The organism is Psychrobacter sp. 1Y11 (assembly GCF_052259045.1).
Taxonomy (GTDB): Bacteria; Pseudomonadota; Gammaproteobacteria; order Pseudomonadales; family Moraxellaceae; genus Psychrobacter.
Genome location: NZ_JBQQER010000003.1, coordinates 46,898 through 68,240, shown reverse-complemented (window position 1 = coordinate 68,240; position 21,343 = coordinate 46,898). Strand labels below are relative to the sequence as shown.

Annotated in this window: 21 protein-coding genes; 11 read left to right on the top strand and 10 right to left on the bottom strand. The window is 44.7% G+C overall.

The features are described from left to right. Window positions 1-6: 6 nt before the first annotated feature. Window positions 7-216, bottom strand: a complete 210-nt coding sequence (locus ACTXGJ_RS03380) for a hypothetical protein (protein WP_439241491.1) — start codon at window positions 214-216, stop codon at window positions 7-9. A 200-nt stretch (window positions 217-416) separates the two neighbouring features. On the opposite strand from ACTXGJ_RS03380, the gene ACTXGJ_RS03375 reads away from it, so the two are divergent. Continuing rightward, a complete protein-coding gene (locus ACTXGJ_RS03375; protein WP_443565127.1) occupies window positions 417-785 on the top strand; it encodes a hypothetical protein in 369 nt (122 codons plus the stop codon). Window positions 786-884: 99 nt separating this feature from the next. On the opposite strand, the gene gorA is transcribed toward ACTXGJ_RS03375, so the two are convergent. Beyond that, window positions 885-2,240, bottom strand: a complete 1,356-nt coding sequence (gorA, locus tag ACTXGJ_RS03370) for a glutathione-disulfide reductase (RefSeq protein WP_443565126.1) — start codon at window positions 2,238-2,240, stop codon at window positions 885-887. Window positions 2,241-2,381: 141 nt separating this feature from the next. On the opposite strand from gorA, the gene ACTXGJ_RS03365 reads away from it, so the two are divergent. Further along, window positions 2,382-2,663 (top strand): DUF503 domain-containing protein, encoded by a 282-nt coding sequence (locus tag ACTXGJ_RS03365; RefSeq protein ID WP_439241485.1) that lies wholly within the window; start codon window positions 2,382-2,384, stop codon window positions 2,661-2,663. Window positions 2,664-2,708: 45 nt separating this feature from the next. On the opposite strand, the gene ACTXGJ_RS03360 is transcribed toward ACTXGJ_RS03365, so the two are convergent. The 8 genes from ACTXGJ_RS03360 to uvrA all read right to left on the bottom strand — a co-directional run bounded on the left by ACTXGJ_RS03360 (window position 2,709) and on the right by uvrA (window position 10,604). Then, entirely contained in the window at window positions 2,709-2,975 is a 267-nt protein-coding gene (locus tag ACTXGJ_RS03360; RefSeq protein ID WP_435949491.1) for a helix-turn-helix domain-containing protein, read from the bottom strand. Then, on the bottom strand, window positions 2,968-3,282 hold the full coding sequence (locus ACTXGJ_RS03355) for a hypothetical protein (protein WP_443565125.1): 315 nt from the start codon (window positions 3,280-3,282) through the stop codon (window positions 2,968-2,970). Before ACTXGJ_RS03355 ends, ACTXGJ_RS03360 begins: the two co-directional genes overlap by 8 nt. An 82-nt stretch (window positions 3,283-3,364) precedes the next feature. Then, window positions 3,365-4,024 (bottom strand): alpha/beta hydrolase, encoded by a 660-nt coding sequence (locus tag ACTXGJ_RS03350; RefSeq protein WP_443565124.1) that lies wholly within the window; start codon window positions 4,022-4,024, stop codon window positions 3,365-3,367. Further along, window positions 4,008-4,418 carry a hypothetical protein gene (locus tag ACTXGJ_RS03345; protein ID WP_443565123.1) on the bottom strand — a complete coding sequence of 137 codons (411 nt, stop codon included), beginning with the start codon at window positions 4,416-4,418 and terminating at the stop codon, window positions 4,008-4,010. The genes ACTXGJ_RS03350 and ACTXGJ_RS03345 overlap by 17 nt, the downstream gene beginning before the upstream one ends. A 66-nt stretch (window positions 4,419-4,484) precedes the next feature. Continuing rightward, window positions 4,485-4,790: a putative quinol monooxygenase gene (locus ACTXGJ_RS03340; protein ID WP_443565122.1), complete on the bottom strand. Its 306-nt coding sequence runs from the start codon at window positions 4,788-4,790 to the stop codon at window positions 4,485-4,487. Window positions 4,791-4,812: 22 nt separating this feature from the next. Continuing rightward, window positions 4,813-5,664 carry an SDR family NAD(P)-dependent oxidoreductase gene (locus tag ACTXGJ_RS03335; protein WP_443565120.1) on the bottom strand — a complete coding sequence of 284 codons (852 nt, stop codon included), beginning with the start codon at window positions 5,662-5,664 and terminating at the stop codon, window positions 4,813-4,815. Window positions 5,665-5,887: 223 nt separating this feature from the next. Then, entirely contained in the window at window positions 5,888-7,258 is a 1,371-nt protein-coding gene (locus ACTXGJ_RS03330; RefSeq protein ID WP_443565119.1) for a hypothetical protein, read from the bottom strand. Window positions 7,259-7,697: 439 nt separating this feature from the next. Continuing rightward, window positions 7,698-10,604 carry an excinuclease ABC subunit UvrA gene (gene uvrA, locus ACTXGJ_RS03325; protein ID WP_443565118.1) on the bottom strand — a complete coding sequence of 969 codons (2,907 nt, stop codon included), beginning with the start codon at window positions 10,602-10,604 and terminating at the stop codon, window positions 7,698-7,700. A gap of 628 nt (window positions 10,605-11,232) precedes the next feature. Between uvrA and ACTXGJ_RS03320 the strand changes: the two genes are divergently transcribed. The 9 genes from ACTXGJ_RS03320 to ACTXGJ_RS03280 all read left to right on the top strand — a co-directional run bounded on the left by ACTXGJ_RS03320 (window position 11,233) and on the right by ACTXGJ_RS03280 (window position 21,216). After that, window positions 11,233-12,597, top strand: a complete 1,365-nt coding sequence (locus ACTXGJ_RS03320; RefSeq protein WP_439241469.1) for an MFS transporter — start codon at window positions 11,233-11,235, stop codon at window positions 12,595-12,597. 295 nt (window positions 12,598-12,892) lie between these two features. Continuing rightward, window positions 12,893-13,468, top strand: coding sequence for a single-stranded DNA-binding protein (ssb, locus tag ACTXGJ_RS03315; protein WP_439241467.1), 576 nt, complete (start codon window positions 12,893-12,895; stop codon window positions 13,466-13,468). Window positions 13,469-13,949: 481 nt separating this feature from the next. Next, window positions 13,950-14,273, top strand: coding sequence for an H-NS histone family protein (locus ACTXGJ_RS03310; RefSeq protein WP_439241451.1), 324 nt, complete (start codon window positions 13,950-13,952; stop codon window positions 14,271-14,273). Window positions 14,274-14,423: 150 nt separating this feature from the next. Then, window positions 14,424-15,227 (top strand): type II secretion system protein N, encoded by an 804-nt coding sequence (gene gspN, locus ACTXGJ_RS03305; protein ID WP_443565117.1) that lies wholly within the window; start codon window positions 14,424-14,426, stop codon window positions 15,225-15,227. An 8-nt stretch (window positions 15,228-15,235) separates the two neighbouring features. Next, window positions 15,236-16,138 carry a type II secretion system protein N gene (locus tag ACTXGJ_RS03300; protein ID WP_443565116.1) on the top strand — a complete coding sequence of 301 codons (903 nt, stop codon included), beginning with the start codon at window positions 15,236-15,238 and terminating at the stop codon, window positions 16,136-16,138. Between the two features lie 150 nt (window positions 16,139-16,288). Continuing rightward, window positions 16,289-18,556 carry a type II secretion system secretin GspD gene (gene gspD, locus ACTXGJ_RS03295; RefSeq protein ID WP_439241445.1) on the top strand — a complete coding sequence of 756 codons (2,268 nt, stop codon included), beginning with the start codon at window positions 16,289-16,291 and terminating at the stop codon, window positions 18,554-18,556. 69 nt (window positions 18,557-18,625) lie between these two features. Continuing rightward, on the top strand, window positions 18,626-18,814 hold the full coding sequence (locus ACTXGJ_RS03290) for a hypothetical protein (protein WP_439241443.1): 189 nt from the start codon (window positions 18,626-18,628) through the stop codon (window positions 18,812-18,814). 232 nt (window positions 18,815-19,046) lie between these two features. After that, window positions 19,047-20,012 carry a hypothetical protein gene (locus tag ACTXGJ_RS03285; RefSeq protein ID WP_439257400.1) on the top strand — a complete coding sequence of 322 codons (966 nt, stop codon included), beginning with the start codon at window positions 19,047-19,049 and terminating at the stop codon, window positions 20,010-20,012. A gap of 166 nt (window positions 20,013-20,178) precedes the next feature. Continuing rightward, window positions 20,179-21,216 (top strand): TatD family hydrolase, encoded by a 1,038-nt coding sequence (locus ACTXGJ_RS03280; protein ID WP_443565115.1) that lies wholly within the window; start codon window positions 20,179-20,181, stop codon window positions 21,214-21,216. Window positions 21,217-21,343: the final 127 nt, after the last annotated feature.

Below are 21,343 nucleotides of genomic sequence, written 5' to 3'. Positions count from 1 at the left end.
CTGGTTTTATGAGCCCCAAAAATGCCCAAAGGTCATAAATAAGCCAATGCTGAGTAGAATAAATGCCACAGTGATCAAGCGCTTAAACCAATTAAAAGCGGGCAAGCGTGTGGCATTGTCATCAGACATCAGATAAGCAAACAAGAACAGTAAACTTGCCGCCAGCGTCATAATCCCTATGCCTACGGGTAAGATGTAGAGGTAGACTTGCCACACAATTATCTCGCAACTTATTAGAGTATTAGCATAATATCAGTAACGCTGGCACGCTGTCTGTAATAATAAAAACTAGTATGCTTCGCTTAAGCTGATTTAATCACAGCTTTATGCTGGCAAAACTAAATTTAAGAAATTATGTTGGGTTTTTACTGCCGCTTAGGTATACTCTAAGCACCTTTTAAAGTTCTGAGATCAACATGAAAAACTTGAAAAAACTAGCCTTTATAATACTGCTTACGCCGCTATTCACCGCTTGCTCTAATGGTCCGTCCGATAGCGATGTAGAAGAGCTGATTCAAGCCCAGTATGATAAAGCGGGTAGCATGATGGATGATGCCATGGCGCAAGCGGGCGATGATGAGATGGCAAAAGCTATGAGCGGTATGATGGCAGGGATGATGCCGACCCTTGAGAGTGTCGATAACATCAGCTGTGATACTACCGAGGGCGACAACACTTATTTGTGCACCGCTGAGGTAACGCAAACGATCGGCGGTAACACACGTACCGATAGTGGCGCTTTTAAAGTCAATGATGTAAATGGCAAATGGGTGCTGACACCATAAAATAGCTGCTTTTGCCGTGAATAATTAGCAAAAAAGGAATGCACAAGTGGCACTCCTTTTCTGCTTTATACTATCTGCCCTAAACCTTTCTCAGTTCACCTAACGCATAGTCACAAATTCTTCTGCACCCGTTGGATGAATGGCAACGGTATTATCAAAGTCGGCCTTAGTCGCGCCCATCTTAATCGCTACCGCAAAGCCTTGCAACATCTCATCGACACCGTAACCGATGCCATGCAAACCAATGACTTTTTCTTCTTCGCCTAAGCATACCAGCTTCATTACGCACTTTTGGCGATGCTGCGTCACCGCACTATACATCGAGGTAAAGGTTGATTTATAGCATTTTATATTTTCTTTACCATGTAACTCAACGGCGTCAATCTCAGATAAGCCAATCGTACCGATAGCGGGATGAGTAAAGATAACCGTCGGTATCAAATCATAAACCAAATGCTCATCATGCTTTTCGTTAAATAAGCGCTCTGAAAGCCTGCGACCTGCAGCGATAGCGACTGGCGTTAGATCAATACTGTTTTCGATGATATCACCGACTGAATAAATACCCTCGACATTAGTATTCTGGAATTTATCGACTTTGATTTTGCCGTTATCCGTTGTCTCCACACCTGTCACTTCTAAGTTAATAGCGTCGGTAGAAGGTGCGCGACCAATTGCCCAAATCAGGCAATCTACCGTATCAAGCGTACCGTCTTTGGTACATAACTCTAAGCTGCCATCTTCATTTTTATTGACTTCAGTGAGTGTCGTTTCGGTATGCAATTGAATACCATCTTGCTCCATCTCTATCAGCAAGGTCTCGACGATAGTATGGTCAAATGAGCGTAGCGGCGAGTGCTGACGAACATACAGATGCACCTCTGATCCTAAGCTGTTAAGCACGCCTGCGATTTCAACAGCAATATAGCCAGCGCCAGCGATAGCGACCCGTTTTGGCAAATGATTCAATTCAAAAAATCCATCAGAATCGATGCCGTGCTCTGCGCCTGGAATGTCAGGGAGAATAGGATGGCCACCGGTCGCAATCAAAATATGGTCAGCGGTAATATGTTCGCCATTGACTTCAACCGTATTGGTATCGACGAATTTAGCAAAACCCTTTATGACTTCAACGCCGTTTTTTGCCAAATTATTATCATAAGAGCGATGAATGTTTTGGATATATTGTTGGCGGCTATTGACCAATTTTTGAAAGTCGAAGTTCTTTAATTCAACATCAAAGCCGTAGTCTGGCGCATACTTCTCAATGGCTTCAGCCACTTGCGCGCCGTACCACATCACCTTTTTGGGTACGCAGCCCCAGTTAACACAAGTGCCGCCTAATTGTTCCGCTTCGATAATCGCGCATTTTTTGCCATAGCTTGCCGCGCGGTTGATTGACGCGATGCCGCCGCTACCGCCACCAATAGCGATATAGTCATAATGTTTACTCATATAGGCTCTCTTAATTTAGTTTTTATTAGGTTTTTTTGTCACGTATAGTCATAGCTACTTATAAACTTATAGGTATAACGCATCGCGCAATGTGTGCTTGATGATACCATGAAGCGTGAACCACGTTAATAAGGAAAACTTATGCATATAGTTATCTTGACCCTGACTTTCTCACTGCCTGGCTGCAGCTCACTAAAAGAAAAACGCCAACGTATGGGCGGCTTGCATGCACGCTTTGGTAATACGCCAAGTGTCGCGGTATGTGAGAGCGGCGAACGTGATCGGCATGACGCTAGCGAGTGGACGTTTGTAATCGTCGGACTGACCAAACGTGAGGTTGAGTCGCAGTGTAGTCAAATCGAGGAGAAAATAGAGCGCACGGTAGATGCGCGAGTGATGAATATTGAGCGAGAATTTATTTAAGTGGGGTAGGTTTATCTCCTACCATGCAAGGCACTCAAAATCCTATCAAGCAAAATCAAGACTGATTTCAACACCTAAGTTAGCATTTATATTTACCAATGCATCTAGGCTAAATTTGCTAATTTTGCCTTGTAATAAGTCATTAAGACGAGGTTGAGTAATTCCGCAAAGCTTAGCAATCTCGCTTTGCGTACCTGACATATCTTTAATAATGTCTGTAATATGATGCATAAGTTCAGCACGCAATTTTAAATTAGCGCTTTGAGTAGGCGTATCACAAAGGGCGTCAAATGCAGAGGTGTATTTAGTCATTTTTTAAATTCTGTATGAGTGATTTTAGTCTTCGCTTAATATTAATTAGCTGAGAGTCTTTCTTCTTATGGTTTTTGAATAAATCAGGATTATTTAACTCTTTCACAGTTAATAAACCTTCCGCAGTTGGATGCTCAAAATAAAGCTTGTAATAGGTGACTTTCGTACCTTTTAATAAAATATCCTTACCTACATATTTTTCTAAGTCAAAATGGAATAATGTGTCTTCGTATTTGTCTTGAATGTAGACCTTTTTTAGATTTTCGTCTATATAAGTAATAATACCGTCGCTTAAATCTGGACCCATTGTCATCTCTATAGCTTATTAATAATCCTTTTCAAAAGTAACTAGCTTTTGCATCGTGCTCTCTACGCACCGATTGGATAACCTACAACCCCCGAAGCGCTCGCGTCGCATCGTCAAAAGCGACTTTCGCATCCTCAATCTCACCTGCAAACATCAAAAACAAATGCGGCATGGTCTCATAGACTTTTAGCTTGGTCTTTATGCCTGCGTCTTTGAGTGTATCAGCATAAGCCACACCTTCATCACGTAGCGGATCAAAGCCGCCGACCATAATAACAGCAGACGCAACGCCTTCTAAATTGCCAAAGATTGGCGATACCATCGGGTCTGTCGTATCGGTGTCATCGTTTATGTATTTTTTCTTAAACCAGCGCATCTTTACGCGCTCCAAAAAGAAACCGGTCGCAAATAGCTTATACGATTGATACTCACGGCTCATATCGACCCAAGGCACCCATAACAGTTGTAGTTTTGGCGGATGTGCATCGTCTTTGGCTTGCTGCGCGACGACCGCGGCTAAGTTACCACCTGCGCTGTCACCACCGACCGCCAGACGCGTCGCACCAACACCAAACTTATCGGCATTATTGGCAACATGACGGAAAGCTGCCAGTCCATCATTGACAGGAGTAGGGAAGGGGTGCTCAGGCGCGAGGCGATAATCGACTGCGATGACGGTACAATTACCATCTGCCGCCAAATGCTGACAGACCAAATCGTGTGATTCAAGCGAGCCTGCCACATAACCACCACCATGAAAAAAACACCAAAGCAGGCTGATTATTATCTTTGACTTTGCGATGGCGATAACGACGTAGCGTAATGCTATCACCGCCTGATACGTCAAGGGGAAAGTCATCGCTGATGATGTCTTTATGATTAGACTGCGCGAGTAATGGCCCTTGTGCATCGATCTGTCTGCGCGTGCTGGCAACGCTCGCTAGGTGATTGGGCGGTGGACCAAATAGCTTAAGAATGACTTGCACTGAGACATCCAAAGTCTGACCGTCTATGACGATGGGCTTACCTGCCATCTTGCGTAGAATAGGCTTGGGTAGGTGGACTATTTTTCTAACGATAGTTTTTTGTGCTTTGAATGCGAGTTTTTTTAGTTTTGGGTGATTCTTGATTTTCATTAAAGACATCCTTATCTTGAGTAATGAATGATAAACCGTTACGCCTTAGTTTTATGTCTACAAACCTTACGCAATACGGGTCATTTGCGTAAGATTAGAGTCTTCAATCATCTCCTTTGTCACCTTTATAAAGTTTTGAAAGTGCGCGCTTTGTCCATGCTGCTCCATAAGCGCTTTAGTCTCCCACACCTCATAAGTGATAAAATGATTTGGCTTGGCATTATTTTGATGAATATTATAATGGATAGCGCCTTGCTCAGCTTGTGACGCCTCGGCCAGCTTAAGCAGCTCAGATTTCACCTCCTCAGCATGTTCAGGTTTGGCGGTGATATTGGCAACGAGGGTGATCGCTTGTTTTTCTTGCGTATTCATAACAGCTTCCTATGGTTGAATATTATTTTAAAAGTGTAGCTAATACATCTTGTGTTTGACGGTTAAGTTCGGTAATGGCATCTTTATTTAACGCATCAGTATGCGGTTGTCCGAACTCGCCTCTGGCCTCGCCGTGCGTGCCATCTTTAATATCATTATCAAAGTATTTGCCAGTAACGCCTGCGAACTCATCGGATATGGCAAGCTGTGTTAAGATATTTGCGCCTTTGTCCGCTGATGACCAGTGTTTGCCGTAAGCTTCAGCGACCATTTTGGTATTGAGTAGCGAGCCGGGGTTGACGGCGATGACGTTAATATTATCGCCTGCGACGGCGTCCGCTAAGTCCATACTCCACATAGTAAGCGCCAGCTTGCTTTGCGCATAGGCATCTTTGTCATCGAGACGCTCGTTCCCTGCAAAGGCCTGATAAGATATTGGTGCTTGTGCCGCTGAGCTTAGATTCACAATGCGCGCTTTATTAGACTTTTTAAGTAAAGGTAATAGGGCGTTGGTCAACTCGTGAGGCGCTAGATAATTGACTACGAAGCGCACGTCCAGTCCGTCTTTGGTCACGGGCGATGCGGTGGTATAAATCCCAGCGTTGTTGATGAGTACATCAAGCTGCGATAGCTTGTCATTTACTTCTGCTGCCATGTCGCGTACCGCGTTTAAATCTGAAAAATCAGCCACGAACCCATCAATATGATCTGTCGCTGCGCCTGTTGCTACTGCTTTGACCTCCATAATAACGCTATCAAGCTTATCAGCATCTCTGCCATGCAAGTACACGTGATGTCCTGCTTTTGCTAAATTGAGAGCGGCAAGTTTACCAATGCCATCGGTGCTACCGGTAATTAAAATAGTTTTTGTCATGCGTTATCCTTATGGTGTTCGTTGTTTCTTAAACTTTGGATGGGTTCTATTTTAGCTGTCGACATGACGCTCATTGTAATGAAAGTGTTGTGATTGGGAGGTACCTTAGGTAATAGCAAAAACTAGCATCTACTAAAATATTATATTGAATATGAAAAAGGCTACTCTATAAAGAGTAGCCTTGAATTGATATCATGAATTACTAAAAAGAGACTAAAGTGACTTATAATTCAAATACAAGATATTGTAAGATTCTTTGCTGAGCATTTAATTCGCTTTCTGCGAATTCAGTTGGGTTTTCAAGACACTCATAATACTCTTCGTTGTCTAGATTACCGTTGATGAATTCGTCGTAGCAATAATCACTTCCTTCCTCATTATGATAAGAGGTATAGGTGACTCGACCACTACCATAATTAAAGGCAACAGTTAATGGACGCATTGCTTTATCACTATCTTGACCACTTGCATAGATATCAACTTTTTTGCTGCTGTTGACTGAGTTCATCCGAGCCCATCCACCAGCGAAGCCTTTAATAGTAACTGTACCATCTGCGTTTAAGCACGATCCCTGAGCACAAGTCACACCTTCTAACCAAGATTTGAGTTTTGGTTCAATATTGCTTTTGATGGTAATACCGCCTTGACCTTGATTAGCTTGGTACATTGTTTCTGGCTGATTGGTTGGGGTGTCATCTGAACCAAAAAAATCTATGTATTCTGGGAAAGTTTGTTCAACGATATCATAGGCGTGGTCACTCACATAAATTCGACCTCCCTTGCTGATATAGTCTTTAAGGATTTGACGTTTACTATCATCCATCAACCAAGATAGTCCATTTTGACCACAATTAAAGAACACTATTTCGTAGTCGTATATATCTGCTTTACCATCATTATTATTATCTACGAAAAGATTATCAGTTGAATTCCATAAGTCGAACTCGGACTCAGTAATCTCACCCGTTTTGGCGTCAGTACTGGCAAGCCCTAATTTTGCTAGGATAAGTTCAATACTATCGTAAGAGCCTTCAATAACGACCATCTTAGGAACACTTTGAAGAACAGTATCGCTTAGTTCCGTTACTCCCGCTTGCGATGACCCAGTGTCTTGTAGAGTGATTTTTTGCTCAGCAGTGAACGCCCCTTTCTCAAATTTGATCATTAAATCTTTGGTATCGGTCTCAATATCCAAGTTATAGCTACCGTCGGCGTTAGTACAGGTGCTAGCCAAACTGTCTTCTGGCGCTACACCGCATTCTGTCGCTATGCTGTCAATCATTGGTTCTTCAGCTTCCACATCTAAGCTGCTAGCGCTATACAAACTAGTCGCTATTCTACTATTTAAAGCATTTGGCTGTCCCACAACATATACCAATGCATTAGCAATAGGAGTTTTACCATCATAGGAAACCAACTTGCCGGAGACTGTACTCTTTTGAGTAGGCTCTGAAGGATCAGTCACCTCTCCTGGAGCTTCAGTATTTGGTGATGTACTATTGAAGTCATTATCATCATTACATGCCCCTAATGAAACGGAAGTCATAGCTATAATAGTCATCATTGATAGCTTATTTTTTAGAAACTTTGTCATACCTTTGGGCCTTTTTTATATGGTATTAGAACGTTTTAGATGATGCGCAAACACAGATGTAATCTAACAAAACTCTATCGTAATTACATATTGTAATAGTTGAGTATGTATACAGTAACAACCAAATAAATAGTAAACATAAGTATATTAGCTGTCAACTCTTATATCTCTGATTTAACTAAAATCAGTCTTAAATAAAATTAACATGCTATATCAACGTGCGATTGATATAAGTTTTCTTAGTTGATCTGCTTACACTGATAAAGACCGTATAAAATTAATTCCAACTATATTTCACTTATTTTACAGCTGCTAACTGGGTCCAAAATTTGTATAGAACTGAGCGCATATCGAAGACAATAGTTACCCTATCAGAATCTAGCCAAAAAAAAGGCCACCCCAAAAGAGTGACCTTTAAATGACAACCGAAACTAAAATACTAACTCGCCTCTGACATTGCCTGTTCCAGAACTGGCTTTAAGAACTCACCCGTAAATGAGCCTTCAACTTCCGCCACTTCCTCCGGCGTACCTTCCGCGATAATCATGCCGCCACCTTTACCGCCTTCAGGACCGAGGTCAATCACCCAATCGGCAGTTTTGATAACATCTAAGTTATGCTCAATGACCACGATGGTATTGCCTTTATCACGTAGCGCATGAAGGATATTGAGTAGTTTATCGATATCATGAAAATGCAAACCCGTGGTTGGCTCATCTAAGATATATAACGTCTGTCCCGTATCACGTTTGGCAAGCTCACGCGCTAACTTAACACGCTGCGCTTCACCGCCCGATAGAGTAGGCGCGGATTGACCAAGGCGAATGTAGCTTAGTCCCACATCCATCAACGCTTGCAAGCGACGATAAATCGCGGGAATCGCTGAGAAGAATTCAGTGGCATCTTCTACGGTCATATCGAGCACGTCAGCGATAGTTTTACCTTTGTAGTGAATCTCAAGCGTCTCACGGTTATAGCGCTTGCCCTCGCAGGTATCACAGGGTACATACATATCCGGTAAGAAGTGCATTTCGACTTTGATGAGTCCATCACCTTGGCACATCTCACAGCGACCGCCTTTGACGTTAAAGCTAAAGCGTCCCGCTTTATAACCACGCGCGCGCGCTTCTTGCGTTTGTGCAAACATTTCACGCACAGGAGTAAATACGCCGGTATAGGTTGCTGGGTTGGAGCGCGGCGTACGACCGATTGGGCTTTGGTCAATATCAACCATTTTATCTAGATGCTCAAGACCACTGATACTGTCATGCTTATCGGCAATCAAGGTCGAGGCATTATTGAGCTGAGTGGCCGCAATCGGCATCAAAGTACGGTTAATCAGTGTTGATTTACCCGAGCCGGATACGCCAGTAATACAAGTCATAATGCCGACTGGCAAACTTAAATCCACATCTTTTAAGTTGTTACCTGACGCGCCTTTTAGTTCAATCGTCATAGGTACTTTTTTGGGTTTGGCTTTACCTTTCGCCTCGACCTCTATGGTTTTGGCCTTATGGCGTACCGTTGGAATCTCGATACGCTTCTCACCTGACATGTATTGCCCAGTGAGCGAATCTTTAGTCGCCATAATCTCATCGACCGTGCCTTGGGCGATGATATGACCACCATGTACGCCTGCGCCGACACCGATATCAATCACGTGATCGGCTTGGCGAATCGCATCTTCATCATGCTCAACGACAAGGACAGTATTACCCAGATCACGTAAGCGCGTTAAGGTTTTAAGCAGACGATCATTATCACGCTGATGCAAGCCAATAGACGGCTCATCAAGCACATACATCACGCCCATGAGACCGGCACCGATTTGGCTAGCAAGCCTGATGCGCTGCGCTTCACCGCCCGATAGCGTTTCAGCAGAGCGTGCTAAGGTTAAATAGTCGAGTCCAACGCTCACTAAGAAGTTGAGACGCTCATTGATCTCTTTAAAGATTTTCTCCGCGACTTCGCCTTTATGACCGCTGATTTTAAGGCTTTTATAATAGTCAGCCGCATCGCCGATAGAGAGTTTGACGATCTCAGCGATGGTTTGCTCATCGACGCGCACGTTACGCGAAATCTCATTGAGACGCGCGCCATCGCAGACGTTACAAGTGGTATCGGCAAGATATTTGGCTAACTCATCACGCACCAGATTGCTTTGGGTTTTGGCATAGCGGCGCTCAAGATAGGGTAGTACGCCTTCAAAGGGAATGGTCTTATTAGTCTTACGGCCGCGCTCATCAGTGAAGTTAAAGGTCAGCTTCTCTTTACCTGAGCCTTGCATAATAAGCTCTTGCTGCTGCTTAGATAAATCCTGCCACGGCGTATCCATATCGATATTGAAATGCTTACAAACGGTAGTTAGCAAACCAAAATAATAAGAGTGGCGTTTATCCCAGCCGTTAATCGCCCCCTGATTTAAGGATTTTTCATGATGAGTAATCAGCTTTTCAGCGGCAAAATATTGACGTTTGCCTAAACCGTCACAAGTCGGGCAGGCACCATACGGATTGTTAAAACTAAACATCCGCGGTTCCAGCTCAGATACGGCGCGATCGCACACTGGGCAAGAGTGTTTAGCCGACATCACTTGGTTGGTATCGCCGCCTTCTTTCGGATTACCATCCATGAAGTGCAGCGTGACTAGGCCTTGACCCAGACGCAGCGCCGTCTCTAAGCTTTCAGCGACGCGGTTGCCTAAGTCATCGCGCACCTTAAAGCGATCAACGACGACCTCAATCGTGTGTTTTTTCTTCTTATCGAGGGTCGGTAGCTCATCAGTATCATAAACGTGACCATCGACGCGCACGCGCACAAAGCCTTGCCCGATTAATTGCTCAAGCAAAACAGTATGCTCACCTTTACGCTCTCGAACCACCGGCGCCAAGATCATAAGCTTGGTCTCAGCAGGCAGTGCCATGACTTGATCAACCATCTCCGTCACAGACTGCGCCACCATCGGCTCGCCGTGCTCAGGGCAATAAGGCGTCCCGATACGCGCGTACAATAGGCGTAGGTAGTCATAAATCTCAGTGATCGTGCCAACAGTTGAGCGCGGATTATGGTTGGTCGATTTCTGCTCAATAGCAATGGCAGGCGACAAACCCTCGATACTATCAACTTCAGGCTTCTCCATTTGCGATAAAAACTGACGCGCGTATGCTGACAGACTTTCAACGTAACGGCGTTGCCCTTCAGCATAGAGGGTATCAAAGGCTAAAGAGGATTTGCCAGAACCAGATAAACCAGTAATGACCACAAACTTATCACGTGGGATATCAAGATCAATATTTTTGAGATTGTGCGTACGAGCGCCGCGTATTGCGATATGGTCATGTGCCATCGGTAAGGGGTTTCCTATTTTTTAAAGTGGGTTAACGATTATTAAAGATAACCAACATTTGTAAATTTAAAAGAGTAGATAAACTTAAATAATAATAAAATAGACAAATAAAAAGAAAAGAGAGTAAAAGACTTAACTACTTTTTAAAACCTATTTATTTTTATCAATTAACAAAAGTCTATTTATAGGAGTTAAGGTCAAATAGCTAACCGGTATTTATATTTTTACGATAGCTATTAAGCAAGTTTGCCACTGCTGCAACTTATGAGTAAAAAAATGCTATATGAGCAAAAGAACAATGCTATCAACGCTTTACTTTATAGTCACGATTAAGCGATTATTCAAGTCAGGGAGACGTATTAAAGAAGGTTAGTAACAAAACTATAGAGATAAAGGCAGCAGAGAGCGCCTTGTGATAAAAGTCTCGGCAAGAAAATGGCGAATGTCTTATACTAGGGAGCTTGATTTGGAGCTGAAGCTAGCGCAGATATAATAACGTCATGCGGTGCTTGAGGTCTCTAAGCCAGCTTTAATCAACCTTTGTAGGATCAGGCTTGGAGATCAATCCACTTAAGTGGTCTGCAAGCTGTAGCTATCAGATGTTATAAGATGAACCAGTGAGGCAAGTATGAATAGCGTAGAGAAACGGGCAATCTTAGGGGTAGGTGGTATTTTTGCTCTGCGGATGATTGGCCTGTTTATGATAGTGCCGGTGTTTTCTGTTTATGGCAGCACTTATGCGCATGCGACGCCTTTTTTAATTGGTTTAGCCGTCGGGATTTATGGTCTGGGTCAAGCTATTTTTCAGATTCCGATGAGCCTTGCTGCCGATAAGTTTCCGCGTAAGCCTATTATCATGCTCGGTCTGATATTGTTTGCGCTTGGTGGTGTTATTGCGGCCAACGCCACAGATATTTACGAGGTTATTATCGGTCGCGCACTCGCGGGTAGTGGGGCCGTATCGGCGGTACTAATGGCGCTCTTAGCCGACGTCACGCGCGAGGAGATGCGCACCAAAGCGATGGCCACTATGGGTTTGACCATTGCCACCTCTATTATGCTCGCCTTTGCTTTTGGACCATTATTAGTCGGCTCGCTTGGGATGTCAGGGCTGTTTTGGTTGACCGCAGGCTTTGCCGTACTGGCTATGTTGCTATTGTTCGTAGTACCGACGCCGCTACGGGTCCTCAAACATAACTTAGATAACAAATCGATCGGTGAACAGCTAGCGACGGTGCTCAAAATTGGCGATCTAAACCGGCTGCATTTCGGTATATTTGCGCTGCATTTGACGCTTACCGCGATATTTGTCATCTTGCCGCATCAGCTAACGGAAGTCATGGGCTTGTCGGTGCGTCAGCAAGGCTTAGTGTATTTGCCGCTGTTATTTATCGGCTTTGGCGTCGCGATACCTTTTATTATTATCGCTGAAAAGAAGCGTAAGATGCGCCAAGTCTTTTTGGCTGCTATCGCCTTAATGACCGCCGCATTAGTATTATTGGCTTTAGGTAGCCAAGTCGGTGTCGGTATTATCTTAGGGTTACTGCTGTACTTTATGGGCTTTAACTTACTTGAGGCCACTATTCCGTCTTGGATCTCTAAGCGCGCGCCAGTCGCGAACAAAGCCACGGCGATGGGGCTGAATTCATCAAGTCAGTTCTTCGGTGCCTTCGTTGGCGGCGCGATGGGTGGTCTGTTACTCAGCCAGCCTAATATGTTGGCATGGGGTATTTTGGCGGTAATAATGGCTGTGGCACTACTAATCATTCTGCCCATCTCGCAGCCGCCGTATCTATCTAGTACCACAGTGACAATTCCGAATAACATCGATGTTCAGGATTGGTCGCGACAAATGATGGCAATCAATGGCGTCGATGAGCTAGTCGTCATGGCAAAAGAGCAAGTGGCTTATCTAAAACTGGATAAAACCCAGCTAACAGATGAAGCAAAGCAAGAGCTTGCCAAGTTAGCACAAAGCCCTTTAAATATATAATTGAGCTATTAAGATCCGATACGATTGCGATAGTATTGACTGTACTGAAAGTATCGACGGTTATATTAGGCTAGCTAGCACACAAATGTATGATAGTAAACGACATGAACTGTCGTCTATAAATAAGTGTGTCTAGATATTTACGAAAAAAACGTATAAAGTGAACCTATAATATTAATTGAAAATTAGGGTTGATAATTATTGACCTTATAAAAATAGATTAAAGTAAGCTATTTAGGCTTTTATATAAGAGCTTAGCGCTTATCAACAAAATCATCTATAAAAGGAAGACATTATGCGCGGAGTTAATAAGGTCATCATCATCGGCAATCTTGGTGCGGACCCCGAATCACGTCAATTCAATAATGGCGGTAGTGTTACGAATATATCAGTAGCCACCTCTGAGCAATGGACCGATAAACAAAGCGGCGAAAAAAGAGAAGCCACTGAATGGCATCGTGTCTCACTGTTCAATCGTTTGGGTGAAATTGCCGCTCAGTACCTACGAAAAGGCAGTAAAGTCTATATCGAAGGTAGCCTGCGCACTCGTAAATACCAAGCTCCTGACGGCAGTGATCGCTATGCTACCGAAATTCGCGCCGATCAAATGCAGATGCTAGATGGCGCTAGCGGTGGTCAAGGTGGTCAGCAAGGTGGCTATAGTAACCAAGGCGGTGGACAAGGGTTTGGTGGTCAGCAGGGTCAAGCTGGTGGTATAGCAGCGGCAGCACAAGGTAATCAGCAAGGTGGCTATGGCAATCAAGGTACACCTACTCAGAACAACAATCAATTTAACCAACCAGCACAGGCATCGCAGTCTAAACCTAACGCCATGCCAGACGGTCCGGTCGATGATGATATTCCGTTCTGATGAATACGTAATCTAATAGTGTTGATTAAATCAGATAGAGCCTATGCAAATAGGCTCTTTTTTTATTTGGCTATTGTTATCTTGATAGGTAAAGATAATGTGTTTTTAGTTTAATGTCTTAATTATAAAAGATGAAAATAAAATATAGAGATATATTTTTGCAGCATTTTATACTCTAGTAGCATCGTATGCTTTTATATTTAATACTCTATAAGAGAAAAAGAACTTATGTTCTTTTTCTAAAAAGTAACGCTATCTATAATGAATTATAAATAGAGTATTATAGTTAATAGAGTTTGTTATAATGCAGATAGTTAATCCAATCTGTATTTAGATTGAATTAATCACTTTGTATTTATAATCGAATACTCGCATCGCTAATTATGGACCAAGCTATTAAAGACAATGTCGACCAATGGATTATAAATTTTAGGCTATTAAGTCTATTCCTTATAATGAACACTTTTATACCGAGGCTACTATGAAGAATAACACCCCTATTGATTTAGAAAACTTGGACGTCGATCAACTGCGTGCAATTACTGAAAATGCCCAGCAGCTTATCGATCAAAAACAGCATCAGCGTTTGTATGATGCTTATATGCAATTTGAAAAAATCGCTGAAGACGCCGATAGTAGCATTGACGAGATTCTAAAAGCTGGTGAGAAGCTTGAGAAGAAGCGTAGCATTAAGTATCGCAACACGGACAACAGTGAGGAGACTTGGACAGGACGTGGTCGCAAGCCGACTTGGCTTGTAGAAGCTATGGCAGCTGGCCGTGAATTAAACGAGTTTGCTATTTAATAAAGCTATAAAATCAGTACGATAATCGGCGCTAAGCTTGAGCAAGAAACCAGTATTTTTATTTAAGAATACTGGTTTTTTTATATCACCTATAGCGGATTATTTGCTATGATAATGAGCTTTTAACCCCTTTAAAAGAGTCTTTTATTCGTGCCAAAACTGTCTACATCGTCCAATAAACGTCCGCGTAAGCTCTGGTGGCTGGTGGGTATGGTGATGTTTGCGCTATTTGCAGTACTGCAAATGCCAGCGGCATGGATAGTCGAAAAATATGCTCCCAATTCGCCTTATGTGCAGCAAGTATCCGGCAATGTCTGGCAAGGCGCGCTTATTTGGCAGTTGCCACAAACGAGTACGGCGCTGACCGGCTCGGCCAATTGGACTTGGCAGCCGTGGCAGTTATTTTTGGGAAAGCTTGGCGCTGACGTTGAGATTACTACCGGCCAAACACGTTTAGAGGGGCAAGTCAAAGTAGGGCGCAGCTCATGGCAAGTGGATGATATGAGCGGCAAGATCGCTCCGGAAACTTTGGCAAGTGTTGTCAATTGGCAATTACCAAATACGCCTATTCAGCTCAATAACGTCTCTTTACAGCGTCAGTCAGCGGCGGGAGAGAAGAGCGCAGGTTTCCATAAAGCGGATGGTCAGCTGACTTGGGTTGGCGGTGAGGTGGGCTATCCCAATGCCGGTAAGATACTCTACATTACGATGCCGACCATGCGAGCGCAGCTCAGTACGGAACAAAAAAACGATAACCACCTATTGCATGTCAATTTATTAAATAATCAAGACAAACGCTTAGGCGACTTATATCTAGATGGCGATAATATGCTAGATGTCAGTCTGACCCAGCGCCTACTCGAAAACATGCCAGAATATCAAGGTCAAGCGCCGCAAGATACCCCAGTCATTAGTGTGCGTCAGCCGTTATTAACCGGCTTAGGGGCAAATTGATAATGAGTATGAGCGCACGACTAAAGCCGGTGATGGATACTCTCAATCGCTTCTCAGCTTGGCTGTTATTATTAGCGATTATTTGGTTGTGTTGGGTGGCAGCACGGTTATTGTGGCTTATATTAGCGCCGCCGCTAGCCCCAGCCTTACCGCTGCAAGCTATTCAAAATAACGCAAATAGCTCCGTCGATAATAGCAATTTGTTTGCCATTTTTGCAGATCCTGAACCTGTCGCGGCAGCCGTCCAGCCGCCGCCGAATGTAGAGCTAAAAGGAGTGCTACTCGCCATACCTGATAGCTTGTCGTCAGCGCTGTTAGACGTCAACGGTGAAGTCAAAAACTATCGTATCGGTGATCGCTTGGAAGATAGTGGCTTTACGCTTATCAGTGTAGATTGGAACGCGGTTATTATTGCGGACGCTGCCGATCAGCAAACCGTCATCGAGATGCCAGAGGCGCTACCACTTGATCAGCGAGGGCTGGATGATAACGCTATTGGCAATCAGCGCTTACCTAATACTAATAATTCAAGCAATACGCTGCCTTTGCCAACCCAAAGCCCGCCGATAGCCACTGATAATCCGCTAGCAGAAGAGGGTGAACCTGCCGACACGAGCACCGCTATCGATGAGGCAGTAAGCGCGCTAAAAGAAAACCCAGCCAGTTATCTAAGCCGTATGGGCGTCATGGCGTCAGGTGAGGGCTATCAAGTCACCGCAGCTATGCCATCAGGGTTACGCAATCGTTTAGGGCTCGAGGCTGGAGACAAAGTGCTGACAGTCAACGGGCAGACGGTTGGTAGCAGTCCTGTGCAAGATGCGACTGTCTTGCAACAAGCGCAGCAATCGGGCGAGGCGCAGATTGAGGTGCAACGAGGCGAGCAGGTGATTACTATTCGTCAGCAGTTTTAGGGTAGCGCGAAGATCTTTTTATCATAATTTAGTTTTATCAGTTTATCGTACACAAGTTTTACCGCGTTAATTTATAACTGCCAGTTAGCAGTATGTTAGCCTGTAGCATCTTGTACCTCACAAGTGACATCATAATGGGTAATCATAACCATGGTAAGTTTGGATAAGTTTTCAATGACATCTTTACGTCTTTCTATACAGCGGTTGCTGCGTCTGTGCCGGCCTTTATATTTGGCGCTGCCATTATGGGCGGCGTCTTGTGGTCTTGCGAGCGCTGAGAGTTGGAAAGTCAATTTGCAAGATGCCGATATAAAAGCTTTTATTAACGAAGTGGCTACTATTACCGATCAAAACTTTGTCCTTGATCCACGTATCAATGGCAATGTCACTGTCATATCCAACCGTGCTTTATCGCGTGATGAGATTTATCAGCTGTTTTTGAGTGTGATGCAAGTCAATGGTATAGCAGCGATAGACTCGGGTACCACAGTCAAGCTAGTTCCGGATAATGTCGCTAAGCAATCGGGCGTGGCGGTAGATCTGCGCGGTGATAGCGTTGGTGAGTCATTGGCCACCCGAGTGATTTATCTGACCAATACTCAAGCCGCTGAGATCTTAGGCGTTATTCGGCCTTTGATGCCGCAGTCCGCTCATGCTGCTGCCGTACCAGGCGTCAATGCGCTCGTTTTATCTGATCGCGCCGATAGCCTAAACCAGCTTACTGCGCTGATTCGCGACTTGGATAGCAATGTCAATGATAGTCTGCAAGTGATACCGCTACGCCATGTCGACTCTGAGCGGATGATGGATCTAATTAGCGCTCTGGTGAGCACTGGCGGCGGTCAGGCAGCAGGCGGCGATCAGCTCAAAGTCATTGCCGATAGCGCAAGCGATAGATTGCTAGTCAAAGGCAGTCCGGAGATGATTGCCAAGGTACAAGAGATGGTCAATCAGCTCGATACCACGCCATCGCGGCGGCTTAGTGGTCTGCGTGTGTTTCGCTTGAAGTACGCCAGCGCCGCTCATATCGCTGATATGTTACGGGGCTTGTTGGCTAATCAGTCTCTTAATAGCTCAGGGGCAACCTCCACTCTAGAGTCGGCCTCCTTGACCGGCGCTAGTAGTACAGGTGCTACGCTTAATGGTGCTGCCAATGAGCTGATCAATACTGCGGCTAATAATGCCAGTACCCCTTCGACAACTAGCGGCACAACTGGCGGCGCGAACGATAGTACCACCGGTCGGCCTTTTAGTATTATTGCTGATGAGACGCAAAATGCCGTCATCGTCAATGCCGCGCCTGAGTTGATGTTTGAGATTGAAGAGGCGGTCAATCAATTGGACAATCGCCGCGCGCAAGTGCTCATTCAAGCGGCTATCGTGGAAGTATCGGGCGATGATGCGACCCAGTTGGGTGTACAATGGGCGCTTGGTAATGCCAATAGCGGTTTGGGAGTCGTGAATTTCAATAACGTTGGGGCTAGCGCGACGTCCTTAGCGGCAGCTGCATTGGCAGGTGGCGGCGCGGCGGGTGCTGCTGGGCTCAGCGCAGCAGCCAATTCAATCGTTGGCGCTTTGATAGGGATTGGCGATAGCCGCAAAGACAGCCAAGGTAATACCGAATTTTATGGTGCTATCTTACAAGCGCTTGACTCCTCGACCAGTGCTAATCTATTGTCTATGCCTTCTATTTTGACCTTAGATAACGAAAAAGCGAGCATTCTAGTCGGACAAAACGTGCCTTTCGTCACCGGCTCTTTTACCACTAGCGGTAATGACTCGAATAACCCTTTTCAGACTATTGAGCGCCAAGATATCGGTATTAATCTCAATGTCATTCCTCATATCGGTGAAAACGGTACCGTACGCTTGGAGGTTTCGCAAGAGGTCTCATCAGTAGTACCAGGAAGCGTTGGCAACTCAAGTGGAATCATTACCAATAAAAGCCTGATTAACACCACTATTTTGGCAGACGATCAGCAGACGATCGCCCTAGGTGGCCTGATGCGTGATAACTCGACGACTCGCCAACAGAAAGTCCCCGGTTTAGGTAACGTGCCAGTGATCGGGCGCTTGTTTCGCTCAGATAATGACAGTACCCAAAAGAGCAATCTAATTATATTTTTGCAGCCGACGATTTTGCGTGACGGCGGAGCGGTGGCAAGCGTCACTGAGCGCAAATTCAATCAAATGCGTGTATTACAGCTGGTTATCGACAAGAATGGTACGATTAAGCAGCTGCCCCTTAGCGGTACCAAGGGCTGGAATGGTGACGTCAGTAAAGACTTTGAGCTCATGCCGCTCAACCCGCTAATCCCCAAGCGCGATCAGACGCCAAAACAAGTGACGCCGCCATCAGGGTTTACGCGCGTTGATAGCCCAAATGCAGGTATCACTACTTATCCCATTAGCCAGTAGTTTTAAAAGTGGTTATAAGTTATAAACTTAGTGGTCGTCATAACTTAGTGGTCGTCATAAAGGAGCGTTATGAATAAGAAAAAATGGCTTACATTAAGCCTTATCGGGACGGCTCTACTCTTAATACCTCGGCGTAGCAGTCGGCAGACGCATCCGAGCGCCAACCGTCTTTTCAATGAGCAGAGTCGCGCCTCTGATCAAAATGCTAATGACACGCAGAGCAAGCAGATGGCGCAAAATAAAAACGGCGCGCAATAACTTGGCATCATTCGAAGCACTATCCTAAGCCTTTATACTATGGAGACTTTGCTCAGCGTTAAAGTTATCACTACGTAATATTGTCGAGCATCACCAAGCATTGTGTTATTATTTTAACCAGTTCTTTACTGTAGCTGACTCCATGAGACGCCATCACGACACACACATACGTGTAAACTCTTCCGTCATTTCCTTGATGTTCTTTTCTAGGGGATTCGTTTTGATGCGGTTCATGTCGATGGCGACAGCGGTTGTATTGGCTAGCACTATTTTGTTAGGCTGTGCGCCGCAACCTGAGTCTATGTTCGAGAAGCAAGCGGAGGAGGAGGCAGCTAATGAAATCGGTGTTCATAGTACGATAGAGAATCATAAATCCTCCCAGTCTAGTACTGCTAACACCGCTAACTCTTTAGACAAGACAAGCCATAAGCAAGCGTCGCCTATTAATATCAGTAAACAACAAACCATCGCGCGCCAACCTGACTGTGATGCGCAGCAAACGAGCTGTCAGTATTTGGAACTCAACACCTTAACCTTTACGCCGCCTCAACCTTGGCTTGCCAACATCATGTGGCAAACTGTTGCCAGGACCTTATCGCCAGACACGCCTTTTACCAGTCAACAACAAGTGGCAAGAGACTCCGTATCAGCGCTGTTAAAACAAATAGAGTTTCGCAGTGAAGGAGTCAGCTCACAGCCTAACTATCAACGTATTGATACCGACTTAATCCTCAACCAAAGCTTGAATACTGACAGTGCTGTAGCGAACTCTAATACTGACGACGCTGTGATGACTGGTTATCTGTTGGTCGAATCGACTCAGCAGCGCAGCGAGGATCATCAGCAAGGGCGCCGCGACTACGTGATGCTAGATATGCAAAAAAAGCTACAATTGACCGTAGAGGATATTTTATTACCGGACGCCGATACCCAAAAACTACTATCGGCTTTCAATGCAGTCAAAAAGCAATGGCTCACTAAGCAAGGGGTTGAGCAGCAGGATCTAGAACAATGGCCGCTCCCCCTATCTGAGCAGTGGTATATAGATCAGCAAGGGCTGCATTTAGTCTATCAATCCGGAGAGCTGCTCAATACTCAGCTTCAGGAAGTGGATTTCGTGGTTCCCTTCACTCAGCTACAAGATATCGTGAAGCCGAGTTATATGGTGACGCTTTCAACGAGTATGACGTCATCTTAAGTGTTAACGATATAGATGTTTAAACAGTAAATAGCAGGTCAGTCCAATCCACTGATGCTCGTACGCCACAACATATATTGAAAATAATAGTGATATTAATAAAAACTAGCCTTGCTAAATAATCGCAGATTAGTGATAGTAATAAGTTAGTGTAAGGAGGCTGTTTATGGCTGATACCATCCAATCGCTAACGGATAATAAAGACATTGTTCGTTACCCTTTAATTGATACACATACCCATTTTGATGCTCCTGTATTCGATGAAGATAGAGCGCGACAAGTACAGCGCGCTTATCAGAGCGGAGTCGAGCATTTAGTGCTAGTGGGTTATCTGTATCGTCACTTCGACCGGCTTTATGAAGTTCAGCATTTTTTTGATAAGCGTGAGTTTGCAAGCAACGCAGCTGATTCGGTAGACATTGATGGCAGCTCCATCCCTGCAGCTCATATTGCGCTAGGGCTACACCCTTTTTATATAGAGCAGCATACCGAAGCGCACTTAGATGCAATGGCAGAGATGCTAGATAAGCAGCGTCCTCTGGCCATTGGTGAGATTGGGCTCGATACTTTTACTGCAGAGATGAAAGAGCCTGAGGTCTTTGCTAAGCAGCAGCGCTTTTTTAGCGCTCAGCTTGATATGGCGGTGGCTCATCAATTACCGGTGATGCTACATATTCGTAAAGCTCATGCTGAGGCTTTAGCGATATTAAAAAAACACGCTTATGATGCCAAAACCTTAGGCGGTATTGCTCATAGCTTCAGCGGCGGTGAACAAGAAGCTAAGGCTTTTGTGAAGCTCGGTTTCAAGCTTGGCGTGACCGGACAAGTCACCAACCCTAATGCCAAAAAGCTGCGCCGCGCGCTGCAAGTCGCCGTTGCTGAGTACGGTATCGGCTGCTTAGTGATAGAGACTGACTGCCCAGATATGACGCCGATTAGCTGTCAGACTTCTAACGATAACGCCTCCGCTTTAGGCAAAAACCAAGGTCAAAGCCCAGATGATGTTTGGGAGGGTGACGAGGGTAATGACAGTCATAATCGCAACGTGCCCGCTAATTTGCCCCTTGTGTTAGCGAGCTTAAGCGAGCTACTGGCAGTCGATGAGGCAAAACTTGCTCAGCAACTATGGCAAAATAGTATCGATAGTTTAGGTCAGTCGTGGTCTTATCCTAGCGCTAATTTTGGTACTGATTCTAGTAATTAAAAGCCTGCCCCTGCGCAGTGAAGCGACGCTGCGAGTAGTGCAAATCATTTATCATCGATATCAGTATTGTCAATAAATAGCGTCAATAAATAGAGTGTTAATGCATGAAAGATCAATCCACCATAAC

Coding starts and splice junctions, on each gene's coding strand:
- ACTXGJ_RS03300 (WP_443565116.1), top strand. CDS start 15,236: ATGAGCGCACGACTAAAGCCGGTGATGGATACTCTCAATCGCTTCTCA.
- ACTXGJ_RS03365 (WP_439241485.1), top strand. CDS start 2,382: ATGCATATAGTTATCTTGACCCTGACTTTCTCACTGCCTGGCTGCAGC.
- gorA (WP_443565126.1), bottom strand. CDS start 2,240: ATGAGTAAACATTATGACTATATCGCTATTGGTGGCGGTAGCGGCGGC.
- gspD (WP_439241445.1), top strand. CDS start 16,289: ATGGTAAGTTTGGATAAGTTTTCAATGACATCTTTACGTCTTTCTATA.
- ssb (WP_439241467.1), top strand. CDS start 12,893: ATGCGCGGAGTTAATAAGGTCATCATCATCGGCAATCTTGGTGCGGAC.
- ACTXGJ_RS03280 (WP_443565115.1), top strand. CDS start 20,179: ATGGCTGATACCATCCAATCGCTAACGGATAATAAAGACATTGTTCGT.
- ACTXGJ_RS03330 (WP_443565119.1), bottom strand. CDS start 7,258: ATGACAAAGTTTCTAAAAAATAAGCTATCAATGATGACTATTATAGCT.
- ACTXGJ_RS03310 (WP_439241451.1), top strand. CDS start 13,950: ATGAAGAATAACACCCCTATTGATTTAGAAAACTTGGACGTCGATCAA.
- ACTXGJ_RS03290 (WP_439241443.1), top strand. CDS start 18,626: ATGAATAAGAAAAAATGGCTTACATTAAGCCTTATCGGGACGGCTCTA.
- ACTXGJ_RS03340 (WP_443565122.1), bottom strand. CDS start 4,790: ATGAATACGCAAGAAAAACAAGCGATCACCCTCGTTGCCAATATCACC.
- ACTXGJ_RS03335 (WP_443565120.1), bottom strand. CDS start 5,664: ATGACAAAAACTATTTTAATTACCGGTAGCACCGATGGCATTGGTAAA.
- ACTXGJ_RS03360 (WP_435949491.1), bottom strand. CDS start 2,975: ATGACTAAATACACCTCTGCATTTGACGCCCTTTGTGATACGCCTACT.
- uvrA (WP_443565118.1), bottom strand. CDS start 10,604: ATGGCACATGACCATATCGCAATACGCGGCGCTCGTACGCACAATCTC.
- ACTXGJ_RS03375 (WP_443565127.1), top strand. CDS start 417: ATGAAAAACTTGAAAAAACTAGCCTTTATAATACTGCTTACGCCGCTA.
- ACTXGJ_RS03345 (WP_443565123.1), bottom strand. CDS start 4,418: ATGAAAATCAAGAATCACCCAAAACTAAAAAAACTCGCATTCAAAGCA.
- ACTXGJ_RS03355 (WP_443565125.1), bottom strand. CDS start 3,282: ATGGGTCCAGATTTAAGCGACGGTATTATTACTTATATAGACGAAAAT.
- ACTXGJ_RS03320 (WP_439241469.1), top strand. CDS start 11,233: ATGAATAGCGTAGAGAAACGGGCAATCTTAGGGGTAGGTGGTATTTTT.
- ACTXGJ_RS03285 (WP_439257400.1), top strand. CDS start 19,047: ATGTCGATGGCGACAGCGGTTGTATTGGCTAGCACTATTTTGTTAGGC.